The organism is Pedobacter psychrophilus (assembly GCF_001652725.1).
Taxonomy (GTDB): domain Bacteria; phylum Bacteroidota; class Bacteroidia; order Sphingobacteriales; family Sphingobacteriaceae; genus Pseudopedobacter; species Pseudopedobacter psychrophilus.
Genome location: NZ_LWHJ01000011.1, coordinates 593,752 through 612,114 on the forward strand (window position 1 = coordinate 593,752; position 18,363 = coordinate 612,114).

Genomic DNA, 18,363 nt, shown 5'->3' on the forward strand with positions numbered 1-18,363 from the left:
TCATGAAAAATATAAGATATAATTTAAATTTTAGCGTCGGGGCATTAATCCTATTAACATTAGGAATGTCTTCATGTAAAAAAATATTGGATGTAGAACCAACCACACAATATGCGTTAGGAAATTATTTCCAATCAACCAAACAAGCAGATGCAGCATTATTAGGTGCATATCATCAATTGCAAATAGCAACTAATCAAGAATTTATTTACTATGGCGAAGGAAGGGCAGATAATGTAATAAGGGGAGCTGGTTCTATAACTAGTAATACTTTAGGTGTTCTCAACAATACATTAGATGGCAATTTAAGCTATGCCCAATGGGATTCTTATTATTCTGTTATAAAACAGGCAAACTTAATATTAAAAAATGTACCATTAATGAGAACAAAAGGTATTTTAATTGCAGATGCTGATTATAATAGAATATTAGGACAAGCTTATGGCTTAAGAGCATTATGTTATTTGAACATCGTTAAGATTTGGGGTGATGCGCCATTGGTTACCCAACCAATAGAGGATGTTAAAGATATAAATGATTTAAAAACTCCTAGAGTTGATAAACAATTAATTTATAATTTAATTTCAGCTGATTTAAAAAAGGCAGTTCCATTAACTCCGACTACAAATGCAACTAATGATTTAACCAGGGGTAAATTAACTAAAGCAGCTATATATTCCATCCAAACTGATTATTACATGTGGCGCAATATGCCAGATAGTGCTTTAATTTCATCTGGTTTAATAATAAAGCCAGCAGATGGAACACCAGTTTCTAGTACTTACAGTTTAGTAGAATTATATAATGCTACAGCAAATTATAGTTTTGCAAATACGTCTATTGATGATTCACCATATTCGAAAATGTTTGTTGATGGTTTATCTACTGAATCTATCTTTGAGGTTGTTTTTAGTTTTGATGAAGAAAATACTTCTAACATCTTTGGTATTTACGGTAATAATAATGCTCAGTTTTATGCTAATTCAGAATTTAGCTCATCATTTGGTAACGATTTGAGAGGAATTGCAAACTTTAAAAATGATGTTCAAATTTACAAACAATTTCCTAAAGGAACATTTGACCAAACAACCCAAAATGATAAGAATGTGATTTTATATCGTTTAGCGGATATCATGTTATTAAGAGCAGAGGCTTTAAATACAAAAGGTGATAGAAACGGAGCTTGGACATTGATTAAAAAAATAAGGGAGAGAGCCTATGGACCTGTAGAAGTACAAACTACTATCCCCAATCCTAACCCTGCTTTACCACCAACTTTTGTGATCAATAATCCAAATACTCGTAACAGTATATCATCCGGGCCAACCAGTGAAACTGCAAAGGCTAGTTTTTTTGCTGCAAGTTTAAATGAAGCAGAAGATATTATTTTAAACGAACGAAGAAAAGAGTTGGCATTTGAGGGAAAACGCTGGTTTGATTTGGTTAGAACAGGACGTGTTTTCACAACAATAAACCCTACAACACTAAAACCATTGGTAGTAAATGCTGAAAATATTTTATGGCCTATTGGCTTAGATGTAATCAGACAAAATACCAACATTATACAAAACGAATATTATAAATAAGATGATGAGTAATTTAAAACTATTTAAAGCAGGTGTAATAGTTGCATTTGTATTTTTATCATTTGAGTCTTGTAAAAAGTTTGAAGTACTTAGTAATATAGACCCTGATATTGTTACTGCAGGAGAAAACCTAAAAGCTCAGACTGTTTGGGAGTTTATATCTAGTAGGAGCACCAATAGATCTATAGACACACTAAAATCATTAAATCTTTATGCAGCTGCTATTGAAAGGGTTGGATTAAAAGATTTGTTAAACGGTGAAGGAGATTTCACTGTTATTGCTCCACGCAATGAGGCCATGAAATCACTAGCATTAGAATTGGGTTATCCTACTATTGATGCAGTACCATCTGCCCTCTTAAAAAATTATTTTCTAGATAATATCATCTCTAAAAGAGTAAAATCTTTTGATTTAGAAATTAGTAAATTCCAAGTGGTCGAAACTTTAAATGGGGATAGCTTATCATTTGTGAGGCAGCCATCTTCTACAGATCAATATGTGTTTAATTTGTACAATTCTCCAACTTTTTCAACAGCTTTAGTAAAAGTTCGCTCTCAAAATTTAGAATGCAAAAATGGTGTAGTACATGTTGTAGATGCTATCACTAGTTTTAGACCTAAATTTTTGCCTGCAGAGGCAGGAAAAGCTGCAGGTGATACAATAATAGTAGCCAAAGATGCCTATTTGAACAATGGAAGTTCTGCATTAAAGGGCACCAATTATGGAAGTTTAGATTATATGTGGATTAAAAAAAATAATGATGCTAATATAACACGTAGATCAATCACTCAATTTCCCGTTAAAGCAGCATCTTTTCCAGAGCCTATTTCTAGTGCAACCTTAGGATTGTTTGTTACGAGAAGCGATAATCCGGGTGGGACTGTATCTGTTTATAGAGATCAACAGGTAGATTGGGGTGAAAATACTGTAAATTGGGCAAATTCACCCGTTCCTGGTACAGCACCTTTATCAAGTGCAGAAATTAGACCATTTGTTACAAAAGGATGGTTTTATTTTGATGTAAGTACTGCTTATAAAACTGCTTTAGCCAATGGAGACCAATATATTAACTTAGGCATAAACACAGCCGTAAATGCATTGTTTCAGTTTGCAACAAAAGAAACTAGAGATAGTAATTTAATACTTGGCGGATACAAAGCATTTTTAGTTTTAACCCCGCCTGCTTCTACATTATTAGTTAATCCCGTTAATACGGGTTTAAGTGTTGATTTAGTGAAAGGCTATAAAAAAATCACTATTTCTGAACTTAGCTTTGGCGGAACTACCAATAATAACATTACTTATACTATTACCTCTAAACCACAAAATGGATTTTTAGTTGTTAATGGTCTTGTTAGCCCTAGCTTTACACAAGCACAAATAGAAAAAGGTGCTGTTAAATATTTATATTCTGGAACTGCAGCAGGAACAGACAGTTTTACAGTAGTGGCTAAGGATTTTAAGAATGGAACATTCCCAACTCCACAAGTTGTTAATATTCAGATTCAATAATTAGGTTACTATTTATTTTAAAGGGCTTTTGATATTATCAAAAGCCCTTTTTTGTTTTATAAACAATTAAGATTTAATAAGTTATTTTATGAAAAGATTTTAATTAATCTGTAATTAACCTAGCTACAATTCAAAATCAATCCATTTAATTAATAATGATATTTAAATAGAAAGGTATGGTAACTGTTAAAGAGAAAAATTCTGTTCTATTGCTATATTTAAATCACAAAATATGTTTGTGTTAAACGTAAAAAAAGCCATTTCAACAAAGTAATGGCTTCTGAAAATCAATTATTATAACTATTGAATTAATAATTTTTCTCTTTTAAAACCTCCATTTCCACTAAACTCAACAACGTAAACTCCATTTGTAAGTCTAGAGTTTAAGTTTATTTTAAAGATATTTTTATTGCTATTTGTTAAAACATATTGCTGATAAACCATTCTTCCTGAAAAATCATATATAGTAATCTTACCGTTTTTCCCTTTAAAATCACTGATTTGAATGTTTAAATAATCGGATGCAGGATTTGGGAATATTTGCATTGCAAATTGTGAGGCTTTTTTTACACCATCATTTACTGCTGTAGTTACATCTAAAGTTTGCTCATTAAAAATCAGAAAACGTCTTAGCTCATAAATATCCTGGGCAATTTTAGTAAAGGATATTTTCATGGGTTGCCAAAACTCATTACTGGTATTTATTAAACCTTTGTTGTTTTTTGCCGGATCATCGTTTAATTTAAAATATTGAAACCCTACATTCCATTTTCTTTTAAGCATTTCCATGGTATAATGCTCATAAAAATCTGCTCTATCTTGTTGGGTTTTTACGGTAAATCCAGCTCCAGAATCGTTTGGTAATCCAGAATCATCTGCCTGGGCGTAAAACTCTGTAACCATAAATGGTTTACCGGTATATTGTTCCCAAACATCATATCTTGCATCTAATTGAGCTTTGCTCCAAACATTATAATTATTAACAGAAAGTACATCTACATATTTCCCAGCAGCTTCAAATTGGTATCGATTAGCTAAATCCTGATGTAACCTGCTCCCAATAAACAAATGATTTGGATCTCTTGCTTTTATTGCATCACGACAAATTTTATAATAACGGTCTGCAACCTGGCCTGGCCACTCAGCTTGATCTGCAGAATTTGTAGCCGTTAAAATACCACCATGTCTGCTTTTCATCCAAGCTACAACAGCTTGATAATTTGCATTTACATCCGCAACAGCTTGGCCACCATAATTAGTAACATCTAACCATTTATCAACCAATTTACTATTAAAAGGATTTGCAATTGGCAATTCATTATCAGAGAAATAACCCAATAAATTCTTATCTACAATCCTGTCTGCTGTAATTTGACTGTTAACCTGATCTGTACAGTAAGTTACAAAATCTGCATCAAAAACCGGAGTTATGTTATTATCATACAACGTTTTTCGCAAAGCGGATGTTGTGCGAAAAGTATAACCTAGGTTTAATCTCACACAATAAGGCATACTCGTATAACTTTCATCAGAAAAATTACCGATCGTATTTGCAAAGATATTTTTAATGAGATTGATAGGGTTTGCACCATTACTTTGAGGAACAATAGTATTAATACCTATTGAATAGAATTTATATCCAGCCGGATCAATAAGATACCAAACGTTTCTTGCGTCTTTATACGTGGCGAAATATCCATTCGTATTTCCAACAAAATCTGTAGAAGCGCCGCCATATTCATCCAATTTTTGAGTTCTGGTGACCCCATCTAAAATATTGGTTGCATAGGTTGTGGTATTATTAGAAAGTATAATGTTTTTTGTGCTGATTTTGTAACCTGTAAAAGCCGATGGAGGAGTTGTTCCATCTGTTGCCACAAAAATATTGTCAATAGCAAAACTTGGTTGTTCTCCAGTAGTTCCGCTCACTAATTTTAGAGTCCAACGCAATTGTAATATTGCTTGTCCATTACATTCTGCAGGTAGTAAGAAGCTGGATTTTATTAAGTCAACACCATTTGTTCCACTAGTTTGAACGGTATTTCCATTTTGAACACTATTTCCTAAACTTTTAAAGTCACCGCTAGATCCAACTCTGTATTGAATAATTAGTCCGTTAATGATATTATTTGTACTGGTACCAAAAGTATTTCTAATGATCATCCCATCAAAAGATACCCTCAGCTTTTCTGCTGCAGTAACTTTACTGCTATTAAGAGCTAATGCAATTGCAAAAGTATTAGAGCTATTGCATGCTAGACCTATTTTGCCTTTAAAATCATAAATTCCTGCATTGGTTTCTGCGGCAGAGCCATTTGTAGTTAATTGCCTATTTGCTAAAGGGGCATCTAGTCTTCCATCTGTGGTTGGTGCATTTGTAGCAACTACCCAACCCTGTATCCCAACAGGATAATTTACTGTAGCACTACCATCAAAATCATTAAAATTTTGAGAATAAGGAAGAGTTTGCGGTAAAGGTTGTGTTTGTGCAATTGATCGAAAACTTATTGAACAAATTGAAATAGCTAATATAAACCAATGCTTTAAGTGTCTAGAGTAGAGTGTTTTCATGATTTAAATAAATATTAATAATTGGTTCACAAAACATGAAATGAATCTATAGGTTAATCCATTTAATAACTGCAATATAAAATATAGCACAACTGTTAATACCTGTCATTTATCTCGTTATTATATGGTAAATGATGCACCTGATAAAATAAAAAGGGCTACTGTTTTTGTAAAACAATAACCCTTACCAATTAACCAAATCAAATTATAAAACAATTATCTTTTCTCTTTTTGTTAAACCTTCTCCAATGAATTCTAAAATGTATTCTCCTGCTTTGAGTTTTGATTTAATATTTAATTGATGAGAATTATTAGTTGCAGAAACATTAATTAATTCTTGATGAACCATTTTGCCTGTTAAATCATACATGGTAATTTTTGCTGATTTTCCTTCAAAATTATCAAACCGAATGTTGATGTCATCTTTAGAAGGATTTGGAAAAATAGTTAAAGACAATTCTTTATTCAATTTAAAGTTTACAACTCTTATCCCTTGTTCTTTAAACTTACCGTCAAAATCATACTGAATTAATTTATAATAATTTGCGCCGGTTTCTGGAGTATTATCATAAGTTACATAACTAGCGTTTTGCAAGCTATTTCCTTTACCTTTTACAGTATAAATAGTTTTAAAATTAACGCCATCGGTAGATCTTTCAATCTCAAACCTATCGTTATTTGTTTCTACTAAAGTTTCCCAGTCTAAACGTACCTTCTCACCATCAGCTTTAGCGGTAAAGCTTTTTAAGGTAATAGGCAAAGTTTGCTCATTAAAAATCAAAAATCTTCTTAATTCATAAATATCTTGAGCAATTTTAGTAAAGGAGATCTTCATAGGAGACCAAAATATTGGATCTTCACCAACTGGGTTTAATAAACCTTTGTTAGCACTGCCACCAACGGCAGATGCATCGTCATCATTTAATTTAAAGTATTGAAAACCTACGTTCCATTTTCTCTTTAACATTTCCATGGTATAATGCTCAAAAAAATCTGCTCTATCCTGTTGCGTTTTAACATTAAAACCAGCACCAACGCTATTTGTTAAGCCAGAATCATCTGCCATGGCATAAAATTCTGTAACCATAAACGGTTTGTCAGTATATTGTTCCCAAACATTATATCTGGCATCTAATTGAGATGTGGTCCAAACGTTGTAATTATTTACAGAAAGCACATCAACATATCTACCAGCAGCTTCAAACTGATATCTATTGGATAGATCTTGATGTAACCTACTTCCTATGTACAAATGATTGGCATCTTTTGCTTTAATGGCATCTCTACAAACTTTATAATATCTATCTGCTACAAAACCAGGAAATTCTGCTTGATCAGCTGTATTAGGTGTTCTTATAGTTCCTCCATTTCTTCCTTTTATCCAGTTAACTGCTGCATTGTAGTTTGCATTTGTATTGGCAATAGACTGCCCACCGTAGTTGTTCACATCTAACCACTTATTAATTAATTTGCTGCTAAAAGGATTCGCTAGTGGAACTTCGTTATCAGAAAAATAACCAAGTAAGTTTTTATCAATAATCCTATCAGCAGTAATAAGCAAATTTGCTTGTGAAGTACAATACGTTTCAAAATCTGCATCAAAAACTGGTAGAATACCAGCGTCATATAGTGTTGTATTTAGTGCAGAGCTCAAACGATAAGTATATCCAAAATTTAACCTAACACAATAGGGCATGTTAGTAATAGATTCGTCAGAGAAATTGCCTAATGTATTTGAATATAAGCTTTTGATGGTTTCAACGGCATCAACTCCAGCTTGAGGAATTACGGTATTAATGCCTATTGAGTAAAATTTATATCCAGCTGGATCTACCAAATGCCATACATCTCTGCTGTCTTTATAAGTTCTGAAAAAGCCGGTTGTTACACTTATAAAATCTGTTGCCGCACCTCCATAACTGCTTAAAGCTTGAGTGCGGGTAACACCATTTAATGTATTTGTAGCATAAGTTGGAGTATTACCGGATAAAGTAATGTTTTTTGTGCTTATTGTATAACCTGTAAAAGGAACAACAGGTGCAGTTACAGGAGTTTCTCCAAATACAGAAATATTATCAACTGCAAAACTTGGGCGATTACCCGCACTTCCAGAGATGTTTCTATGGGTCCATCTTAGTTGTAGAACAGCTTGATTACTACATTCTATAGGCAATAGAAAGCTTGAATTTACAACATCAATTGCTGCTGTTCCCGTTGTTTGTTTGGTGGTACCATTTTTTGCACTGTTACCGACGTTGGTGAAAATACCTGTTTGCCCAATTCTATATTGTAAAATTAATCCAGCTAATATATTTGCTAAAGCAGTATTATCATAAATGTTTCTGATAACAGAACCATCAAAATTTACCCTTACTCTGTCTTGGCCAGTAACAGATGTGGTATTTAAGGCAAGAGCAAATCCTATTGTAGTTCCATTATTACAGACTGTTCCAATTTTTCCATTAAAATCATAAACTCCAGTACTACTGCTTGCCGCACTACCGTTTGTAGTTAATGCCCTATCAGAAGCTGGTGAATTAAATCTTCCTGGTGTATTAGGGACAGATGCTGCTATTTGCCAACCCTGTATCCCTGCTGGGTAAACAACACTTGAGGAACCATCAAAACTATTAAAATTTTGATTATAAGGAAGCGACTGAGGTGCCGGTTGTGTTTGTGCTTTTAATTGATAGCCAGCTAAAGAAAATAAGGCAGCAGCCAACAATATTTTAATTCTTTTTTTTTTGTAAAATGTAGTCATTCGGTTTAAATAAATTGGTTAAAATTTTATCAATGTCTTATATAGATTTCCGAGAAAAGCCTTTATAAGAATATTACTAAATTAAATAGAACCATATTCTTAAAGACCAGTCATTTATCACTTTGATGGGGGGAGGATGTTGCAATAAAACAAAAAAAGCCATCCAATTATGGATAGCCTTTACTATTATTAAATTGACAATAATTAATATCCTCTAATTCCCATCTCCAATCCCCGCAACTCCGCCAAACCTTTTAATCTCCCAATTACTGAATAACCTGGGTAAGTATTTCTATGAATATCATCTAAAATCAAATGTCCGTGATCTGGGCGCATTGGGATGTTGACGATTCCCTTACCTGATGTTGCTCTTTTTTCTTGCTCAGTTATCACCGCTTTCATTATCGCATACATGCTGTTGCTTCCTTCTAAATGTGGAGCTTCATAAAAACTGCCATTTTCTTCACGTTGCACATTACGTAAATGCCAGAAATGTATTTTATGTCCTAATCTTTCAATCATTGCTGGTAAATCATTTGCTGGGTTTGCGCCTAATGAACCAGTACAAAAAGTTATTCCGTTACAATCAGAATCTACTGCATCAACAATAAACTGCAAATCCTCCTCATTACAAACAATACGTGGCAAACCTAAAATAGGGTAAGGTGGATCATCCGGATGGATACACATCTTAATTCCTTCTTCCTCTGCGGTTGGGATAATTCCCTTTAAAAAGTAAGCTAAATTTTCCCGCAATTCTTTCTTACCAACATTTGCATATTTATCTAAATGCTCATAAAACTCAGGAATGGTAAAAACTTCATCCGTACCCGGCAAACCTGTCATAATAGTTTCAGTTAATGTTTTAACTTCATCTTTAGATAAAGTGCTTAAATATATTTTGGCTTTGTTTTGTACCTCTTCACTAAACTCGTTAAAAGCTTCTTTACGTTCTAAAATATATAAATCAAAAGCAGCTAAAGCAATTGCATCATAACGCAAAGCTTCTGCTTTATCTTTAAGTGTATATCTTAAATGGGTCCTTGTCCAATCTAAAACGGGCATAAAATTATAGCAAACTACTTTTATTCCAGCTTTAGCAAGATTTTTAAGCGTTGTTTTATAAATTTCTATATAATTATCTCGTTCTGAGGTACCGGTTTTTATACTTTCGTGGATATTAACACTTTCCACTATAGACCATTTTAATCCAGCGTTCTCGATCATTTCTTTTCGGTCTAAAATGTCTGCATCTGTCCAAACATCCCCGCAAGGGATTTGATGTAAAGCGGTAACAACTCCGGTTGCGCCAGTTTGTAAAATATCTGCTAGTGTTACTTCATCGGCAGGGCCAAACCATCTAAAAGTTTGTTCTAATTTTTGATGATACGTATCCATATTATTAATAAATTCTTCTCAATTGTAAACCATTTAAAATCGGTTTACTTTTTAATTTTTCAAAATCAACAGTTACTCCAATTCCATTTTTAACATTTAAACTGATTTTTGTAGCATAAGCAACTTCTGGAACCAATTCATTTTTTGTACCTAATTGGTCAATCAATTGGCTGCCATTTACATAAACGTTAAAACTTCTTTCAGTCAGTTTATCGTTCTCTGCCGCATTCCCTAAATTGTAGGCCAATCCTTCTTTTTCTTTATCTGATAAAAGTTCGGCAAAATGAAGTGTAAGTTCATATTTTCCATCAGGCACATCTAATTTAAATTGCTTAATGTCTTCACGTTGGGTGGCATAAATGGCATCGTAATCTGTGCCTAAAATGTTTTTATCGGTACCAAAACTTTGTCTTCCACTATTCTTCATTTTAAAGATATCACCACCAATGTATCCCCAACTTCCTGTAGAATAAGCTTGTTCTGGTAACCAAACTTGTTGTAAAGTTTTATCAGTGTAAAAACGATAATCGCCTAAACTCACATTTAATTCTGTAAATTCTTTAAGGTTAGATTTTAACTTTTGTGGGATGATGATATATTTTATCTCCGCAAAATCAACCACTTCTTTTCCATCTACAAAAGATACGGCTTCTAGCTGATTGATACCATCTTTAAAAGCAACGTTAAATTTAGCAATGTTAAAATCCGTTTTAACTGAAGGCATAACTTTGCCGTTTACTTTTAAGCTTACTTCTGGTTGGTTGCTATAAATTTCAACCATCTCGTTGTGAACCAACGCAGTTTCACTATCAGAAATGCCACTTCTTAAATTACGAAGTCTGGAACCAACTTTCATGAAAGGAGTTTTTAATAAATGGGATTGATAAAAATAATATTGGTCTTTTGGCTCACGATCTGTTGTCATGATGCCTTTATTATTGATGTGCGGATCTGTATCTGTTCGTTGTTCAGAATTAAAATCTGCTAAATTCCAAATGGCGCTTCCTGCAACAAACGGACGTTCTAACATCGCTTTTAAGTAAAATTGATGATAAAGGTTAGAGTGTTCTTGTGATTTATCAAAACGAATTGGATTTGGATTGTTGATATGCGGATCAACATCGGCACCATATTCTGTGATAATAACCGGTTTATTTGTTAATTCTTTATGGTGATTATCTAAATATCCTGCAAAGTCTTCAATTTTCCCACTGTACCAACCTTGATAAAGGTTCCATCCCACGATCATTGGAATTTGAGTTAAACCGACTCTTTTATAAAGATCTAATGCTCCGTGATTTGGAATCATAGTATATCGGGAAGGATCTTCCTTACGAGTTAAATCTTCTATTTCTTGAGCTAGCTTTGCAATTTCTTTAAAATAAGTTTCTTGCTTTTCGCTGCCTTTATCATATTTAGGTCTTAGCAAAACCTCATTCATATAAGCCCAAATAATTACGCTAGGATGGTTATAATTCTGACGAATCATCTCCATCATCATCATTTTGCAATTATCGGCGAAAACGGGAGATTCTGTAATGGCATTTACAATTGGAATTTCTACGGAGGTTAAAATCCCTAATCTATCACACGCTTCTAAAATTTCAGGATCTTGCGGATAATGAGAAATACGTAAAAAATTGCCGCCCATATCTTTCAATAGTTGCATATCTCTAATATGCAAAGCATCTGGAAGTGCATTTCCTAAGCCTTTAAAATCTTGATGACGATTTGTACCTATCAGTTTGATGTGGTTTCCATTTAAGAAAAAACCTTTATCGGCATCAAAGCTAAACCATCTAAAACCTAAAGAATTACTAACTTCATCTAAAACATCGCCCGTTTTTGCATCTTTAATCTGTGAGATAACACGGTATAAATAAGGGCTTTCTGGCGACCATAAATTAGGATTTTTTATGGTTGCAAAAGATTGTTGAAAATCTTGGTTCTGTTGTCCTGCAGTTTTAATTTTATCGGTTTTTTCTGCTATTTTTTTACCGTTATCATCAAAAATCTGGCTGTAAACAATTAAATTTTGGCTGGCTTTATTTCCATTAGTTAAAATCCCTTTTATCAATACCGAGGCTTCCTGGTTGTTAACTTTTGGTGTAGAAATAAAAATTCCTTTAGAGGCATAATTATCCATATTGAAATGGATTTTATTTGCTGCCACTAAATAAATATCACGATAAACACCTCCATAAAAAGTAAAATCAGCAGAAAGAGGAGGAATATCTTCGTTATGTTGGTTGTTTACTTTTATGCTAAATGTGTTGGATTTATCAAATTTTATAGCCTCTGTTATCGGGACACTGAAAAAATTATAACCACCAATATGGGTTCCTACAGATTTTCCATTGATGAAAACTTCGGTAACTTGTGAAGCACCTTCAAAATAAATGTAAACGTCTTTATCCTTAAAAGAAGATGGAATGAAAATGTCTTTTTGATACCAACCAATTCCTCGGTAATAACCTGGCTCGTCATCTGTAACATCAATTGCATTCCATGTATGTGGAATATTTACTTTTTCCCAATTTATTTTATCATTGTTTTTATTTGGGAAACCATCAATTTCTCCTTTATAAAAATTCCAATTGGTATTAATGGTTTTTTTGATTCTTTCTTGTGCTTTTAAGCTGATGATTGTGATTATAAAGCATAGGCATAAAGCCGATATTTTTTTTAACATGTTAATTATTTATTTATCCAATAAATTAATTGAGCTGGGTTTTTTCCTTCTTTTGTTCCAATGGAAATGCTTCTGTTTTTGTCTTCATCATCTCCGGCGTGGCGAGTTTCCCTTATTAAAACAAAAGTATAATTATTTGCAGGATGGTTTTTTAAAACTTCGGTTACATCTAAATAATGCGTTCTATCGGTTCCATCAAAGCTTAATTCGCCAGCTACAAAAGCCTTTGTGCCAACTTGTGTTAATAAAGCTTCCGTTATATCTAATAAAGGTGCATTATCCCAATTGATTTTATTCTCATCAAAAGTTTGATTTGGGATTGCATAAACATGAATTCTAAAAGTAGTATCTGTTGACGCTTTTCCATAAACAGATAATACCATTTGCTTAACATTTTTAGTATCCTCACCAATATTAAAGTTTAAATAAGCTACTTTATTTTTTGCAGGATCGGCAGCATTTAAAGCAATTTGCAATGTTTTATCCTTACTATAATTCTTAGTTCTATCAATTCCACCGCCTACATTGGCATCATTATTTACATTGGCAATTTTCTTTGATAAAACATTACCAGCAGGAATGGTCAATAAAACTACACTTTGTGCAGGTAAACTTATCTCTACACTTTTATCAGTTGCAACTGATGAAACTTGTGAAGCTTCGCCATATAAATTTGGACTAACTGTTTGGGCAATTACCGGATTGCCAGCTGTAATATTTAAATCTGCTAGGTTTATTTTTAGGTTATAATCAAAACCATCTCTTTGTACCAACCACATATAGTAGTTACCAGATTTTTCATCATAAGAAGTGTAGTGATCAAATTTGGTTTCATCAGCGTTACTGGTAGTTTGTAATAGCGGGCGTTCATCTTTAAAACCAGTTGCAAAAAGTCTTAATACTTCACCGGTTCTATGCAAACCTGAAACATCATAATCATCGGATTTAAAATCCTTAACGTCTTGGGCAAAAACTTTTATTTCCCTTAGTTTAATAATTCCTGCATCAGTGCTAATAAATCTTATTTTATCGGTTTTAACCTGATTTTTAAAGGTGATAAAGTAGCGTACATATTTAGAATCTTTGATGTTTGCACCTGGAATATTTTGCCATTTATTATTGGACCAATATTGCAATTGCCAGTCTTTAACTCTATCAGGACCTGTATAAACACCAAATGAAGAACCAGAATAAATACTCATGCTGCCAATTGATTGTACACTACCAAAATCTATATCAATTGTTTTAGATGTGGATGTAGAATCAGAATACCAGGTAGAAATATCAGATTTGTTTCCGTCTGTAATAAATTTTAGCTCGTTTTCATTGCCATCTTTGCTACTCACTTTAGCGTTAAGAGCTAAATTTTTGTAAGCATCTTCTACAATTCTTTGTCCTTGCCAGGTTAAATGATGTCCGGATTTAATTCCTTGCATATATGTTGATGATACGGTATTTGCGAACTTAAATGCCCACATGCCATAAGTATGGTTTTTAAGATTGTTTGAATAAATGCCAGCCCACTCGGTAAAAACCGAGGGAGAATCATAAGTTTCTTGTTTATCGATTAATAAAGAATTCATCCACCTGCCAATCTCTGTGTAAACGATAGGCAAACTATCATGTAAAGGATGATTTTCTTTAATGATATCGTTAATATCTGAGGTACGGGTTGCATATCCAGAAGCTGGCTGATTGTAAGAATGGGTACTAAAAATATCAAATAAATCTTTATCCATTTTTTTGCCATCATAACCATCACGGATATGACTCACCACATAAGCCCACCAATCAGTATTATAGCCGGCAGTTATTGGAGCAACAAATTTTGGTGTTAAAGTTTTGTCGTACTTTTTATTTACATCTTCAACGGCACATTTTACAGCGTCAGAGGCAATTTGTAATCCTATCATCCAGTTTGGTAGTTTCATTGGACCAGATTCTTTATGATTTGGTTCGTTTTGCATGGCAAACATCGCTGTATTTCCTTTTTTTGCCGCGTAATAGGCTAGGGCATAAAAGCGTTGCCAATGTTCCCATTTATCTTTCCAATTGTCTTCAAATTTTCTTTCGTTAATTTGTAAAACAGCTTCAATCTTCAATTTTTTTAATTCATCTAAAGCATAGCCAAAATTCATTTTATTACCGCTTTCGTCTACCTCAACTTCATATCTGTGTATTAGTGCATCCCAATTTATAAAATCATTTTTTTCAGGGGATGAACGTAATTGAGCTTTTAAAGCTTCAAAATCCTGAAGTTTGTTTACCTCATTTTTTTGGTTAAAATCTTTTATTGGGGCATACTCTGATAAACTTGTCCAAACTCTTAAAGAATTTACTTGAGAATAACCTAACCATGCAGATACATTGCTTCCCGGCATAAAGTAACCTTGGTTATAGCCAACATATTTAAAACTTTTACCAATGTTTTTATTTGTTACGGTTACTATTGCATTTTGTGGTTTACCAGTTTTAAGTTTTAATGAACTTGCAGATGCTTGTCCTGTCACCAAACTTCCGTTAACTTCAATTTCTGAAATGGCGATAGAAGATGCATTTTTGCTTTCAATCCTTACCATAAAAGTTACCAGATTTGGATTGATAGGGTAGGTAATGATTGTTTTATTTTTATCTAAAGTTGGGGTTGCATTTATTGGTGTCCAATTAGAATCATCCCAATATTGAACCGTGATATCCTTTCTTAATTTTTCAGCTTCGCCCGGTAATACATAAATTACAATTTTGCTAATTTTATTGTATTTGTGTAAGTCTATTTCAATAAAATGAGGAGCGCTACTTTTACTTTCTGTTTGCCAATAGTTTGCAGCATTTTTAATGCCATCAACAGCTTTTGAAGCAATGTTATTACCATCTACAGAACTTACTTTTACTTGTTTGTTTAAAGCTACGTTTTCAGTTTGGGCGTTAACAATAATTGGTGTACTTGCAATTAAAAAGGTAATGTATAGGCTAATTTTAATTTTTGTTATCATGTTTTTGGTATTGATTTTAACTTAATCTTTTGCATTTAAGTTATCTGTATTTGATATTACTTTTTGTACTGATAATTCACTTAAAATAGTTTTACCTTTTGCGGCAGTAAAAGTCAAATTTATTCCTTCATTGTTTTTCACTTTGACGTTAAACGTTTTTTGATAGGATTTAAATTCACCTATTTGTTTGTTTAATTCCAGGTTGTTGATTATTTCTTTATCATTGGCTTTTACGCTAAAAACTCGATCTACTTCGTTGGTAGATTCTTGTTCTACAAATCCTAAAGTAAGTTCATAATTTCCATCCGAAACATCTATTTTATATCCTTGTAAATCCTCTAAAGAAGAATAAAATAACGGAACATCGCTAGTCCCTCTAATTACTTTTTTCAAATTCATTGTAATTGGGTTGCCACCAATGTACCCAAACTCTCCTTTTTTGTAAGCTTGGTCTTCTAACCAAATTTGTCCTTGCTTATCTAAATATTGCGTATTTGCTCCAATATTTATGGCAATGGATTTAAAGCTTTTAGCATCTATTTCTCTTGATCTCAAATTAATAATTAGCGTATCTTTTATCAAATTATTACCATCATAACCAAATGCTTCTATAAAGTTTTCACCGTACTTTAATGGCAACTCATAAACCGCTTTCTTAATATCATTTAAAGATTTTGTGCCTTGTTTTTTACCGTTAAGATTTAACGATACATTTTTTAAATTGCTGTAAATGGTGATTTCAGCTTTTTCGTTTTCGTTACCCGCTCTTTGTGTCCACTCACTAGATGCAATATGAACCATTGGTTTTGTAGACCAATTTGCTTGATATAAATAATAAACATCCTTTGGGGTACGATTAAAGTTTACTAATCCTTTTTGATTTGTATTGATTATCGTTCCTCCAATATTAGGTTGAGAAAAATCGAACTGATTCCAAACTGCTGTACCAGAAAGATATGGCATTTGCTTAAACTGGCGCAAATATTCTTCATGATAATATCTGGTATATTGACTACTAAAATCTAATCTTTGTGGTTTGGAAGTGTTTAATCTAGCATCGCTACCTGCACCATACTCACTCACAAATAAAATTTGATTAGGATATTGTTTATGTCTTTCATCCAAATAACCTTTTAATTCGGTTACTTTTCCACCGTACCAACCTGCATAAATATTATAGGCGCTTATTTGGGCAATTTGTGAAAGCTTAAATTCATCATATTCTTTACTTTGGTGCATGGCTATTACACTATATCTACTAGGGTCGGTAACCTTAACCAAGCTATCTAAAGAAATTGCGTATTGATGTAATACTTTGATATAATCTTTTTCATTAGCGTGTTCTGTAACTCTTTCGGCATTTTTACCCCATAATAAAATCTCATTCATAGATCCCCAAATTATAATAGAAGGATGATTAAATCCTTGGTTGATCATTTCTTTAGCCATATTTTCTGCATTGGCTAAAAACTCTGGAACGGGATTCATATAATTTACCACAGGTATTTCTTCCCAAATCAGTATTCCTAAACTATCGGCTAAAGCCAAAACCCTGGGAGATTGGGGATAATGTGCCAAACGGATAAAATTAGCCCCCATATCTTTTATCATTTGTATATCTCTCAAATGATCTTGGTTGCTTAAGGCATCACCTTTTCCCTCCATATCTTGGTGACGATTTGTGCCTTTTAAAATATATTTTGCTCCGTTTAAACTAAAGCCAGTTGCAGCACTAAAATTAAACCATTTAAAACCTAAAGGATTTGTAATCGAGGCAACCTCTTTTCCATCAATCTTTAAATTACTTTTAATATGGTAAAGTGTAGGTGTTTCCGGGCTCCATAAATTTGGATTTTGAATATCGCTGTTTAAGCTAATGGTTGTAGTTTCATTACTTTGAAGCGTAAAATCTTTGGTCAATGATTTTATAGGCTCATTTTTATCATTGTAAATCTGATGGGTAAGCGTAATGTTTTTTGATTGAGTAGCACTGTTTTTGATACTTGCATCAATGGATACTACTGCACTTTGTTTATTAACCTGAGGCGTTTTAATTTTAATTCCACTACTTGCATATAGGCCATAAAAATTCACTTCATTGGCAAATATCAATTTAACAGGGCGATAAATGCCACCATAACTAGCATAACCAATAGAAAGTGGTGGTATAAATGAATCTTGAGTATTATCAACCTTTACGGCGATGGTGTTTTTGCCTATGTTTAAAAATCCCGTAATATCAAAAGTAAATGCAGTATATCCTCCTTTATGGCAACCAACAAAAGCACCGTTAACATAAACATCAGCAGTTTGATAAACACCATCAAAATATAAGGAAGCTTTTTGGTTGAGTTGTGAGTTAGAGATATCGATGTTTTTCCGATACCAAGCAATTCCTCTTGCGTAGGTTAAATCATCATCAAAAACATCTTTAGCATTCCAGGTATGGGGTACATTTACCGTTGACCAAGCTTGGTCATTAAAATCTTTGGTCTCCGCAAAATCTGTTCCTCCGTATTGAAATTTCCAGTTTTTATCTAATGATATTGAATTATTTGTTTGGGCAAATACAGTTGCAGAAATAAAAAAACAATACAATAAAAAACCCAAAGGTTTAAAAATGTTTAACATCTAATTGATAAGGTTTATTAATTAATATTGGGTTCAGCTAAATTAGGGCATATACATGAATAACTTACGGTGCATAAGTTGCAAAAAGGCTTGTTAAATGTTGCCTTAATTATAAATCTACTAACTAACTAAATCCTCTAGTTATTATAAAAATTTCATTATAAGTAGGTTATAAAATTTAAAATTTTATTGTTTAAAAATCATGTTTAATTGGGAGA

Annotated in this window: 8 protein-coding genes; 2 read left to right on the forward strand and 6 right to left on the reverse strand. The window is 32.9% G+C overall.

The genetic code is table 11. The annotated features are described in order from the left end of the window. The first annotated feature begins 2 nt into the window (after nucleotides 1–2). Together A5893_RS03085 and A5893_RS03090 are read left to right on the forward strand one after the other, a co-directional pair. Nucleotides 3–1,586 (forward strand): RagB/SusD family nutrient uptake outer membrane protein, encoded by a 1,584-nt coding sequence (locus A5893_RS03085; RefSeq protein ID WP_068821066.1) that lies wholly within the window; start codon nucleotides 3–5, stop codon nucleotides 1,584–1,586. A gap of 4 nt (nucleotides 1,587–1,590) precedes the next feature. After that, entirely contained in the window at nucleotides 1,591–3,099 is a 1,509-nt protein-coding gene (locus tag A5893_RS03090; RefSeq protein ID WP_198342246.1) for a CBM96 family carbohydrate-binding protein, read from the forward strand. A 300-nt stretch (nucleotides 3,100–3,399) separates the two neighbouring features. Here the strand turns inward: A5893_RS03090 and A5893_RS03095 are convergent, their stop codons facing one another. The 6 genes from A5893_RS03095 to A5893_RS03120 form a co-directional block, all read right to left on the reverse strand. Continuing rightward, the gene (locus tag A5893_RS03095) at nucleotides 3,400–5,670 is read right to left on the reverse strand and encodes a T9SS type A sorting domain-containing protein (protein ID WP_068821068.1); all 2,271 of its coding nucleotides are present in this window, start codon (nucleotides 5,668–5,670) and stop codon (nucleotides 3,400–3,402) included. Nucleotides 5,671–5,875: 205 nt separating this feature from the next. Further along, nucleotides 5,876–8,431, reverse strand: coding sequence for a T9SS type A sorting domain-containing protein (locus A5893_RS03100; protein WP_068821069.1), 2,556 nt, complete (start codon nucleotides 8,429–8,431; stop codon nucleotides 5,876–5,878). 204 nt (nucleotides 8,432–8,635) lie between these two features. Further along, entirely contained in the window at nucleotides 8,636–9,829 is a 1,194-nt protein-coding gene (gene uxuA, locus A5893_RS03105) for a mannonate dehydratase (protein WP_068821070.1), read from the reverse strand. 4 nt (nucleotides 9,830–9,833) lie between these two features. Next, a complete protein-coding gene (locus A5893_RS03110) occupies nucleotides 9,834–12,521 on the reverse strand; it encodes a glycoside hydrolase family 2 TIM barrel-domain containing protein (RefSeq protein WP_068821071.1) in 2,688 nt (895 codons plus the stop codon). A gap of 5 nt (nucleotides 12,522–12,526) precedes the next feature. Continuing rightward, a complete protein-coding gene (locus A5893_RS03115) occupies nucleotides 12,527–15,514 on the reverse strand; it encodes a discoidin domain-containing protein (protein ID WP_068821072.1) in 2,988 nt (995 codons plus the stop codon). A gap of 21 nt (nucleotides 15,515–15,535) precedes the next feature. Then, the gene (locus A5893_RS03120; protein WP_068821073.1) at nucleotides 15,536–18,145 is read right to left on the reverse strand and encodes a glycoside hydrolase family 2; all 2,610 of its coding nucleotides are present in this window, start codon (nucleotides 18,143–18,145) and stop codon (nucleotides 15,536–15,538) included. Nucleotides 18,146–18,363 lie beyond the last annotated feature (218 nt).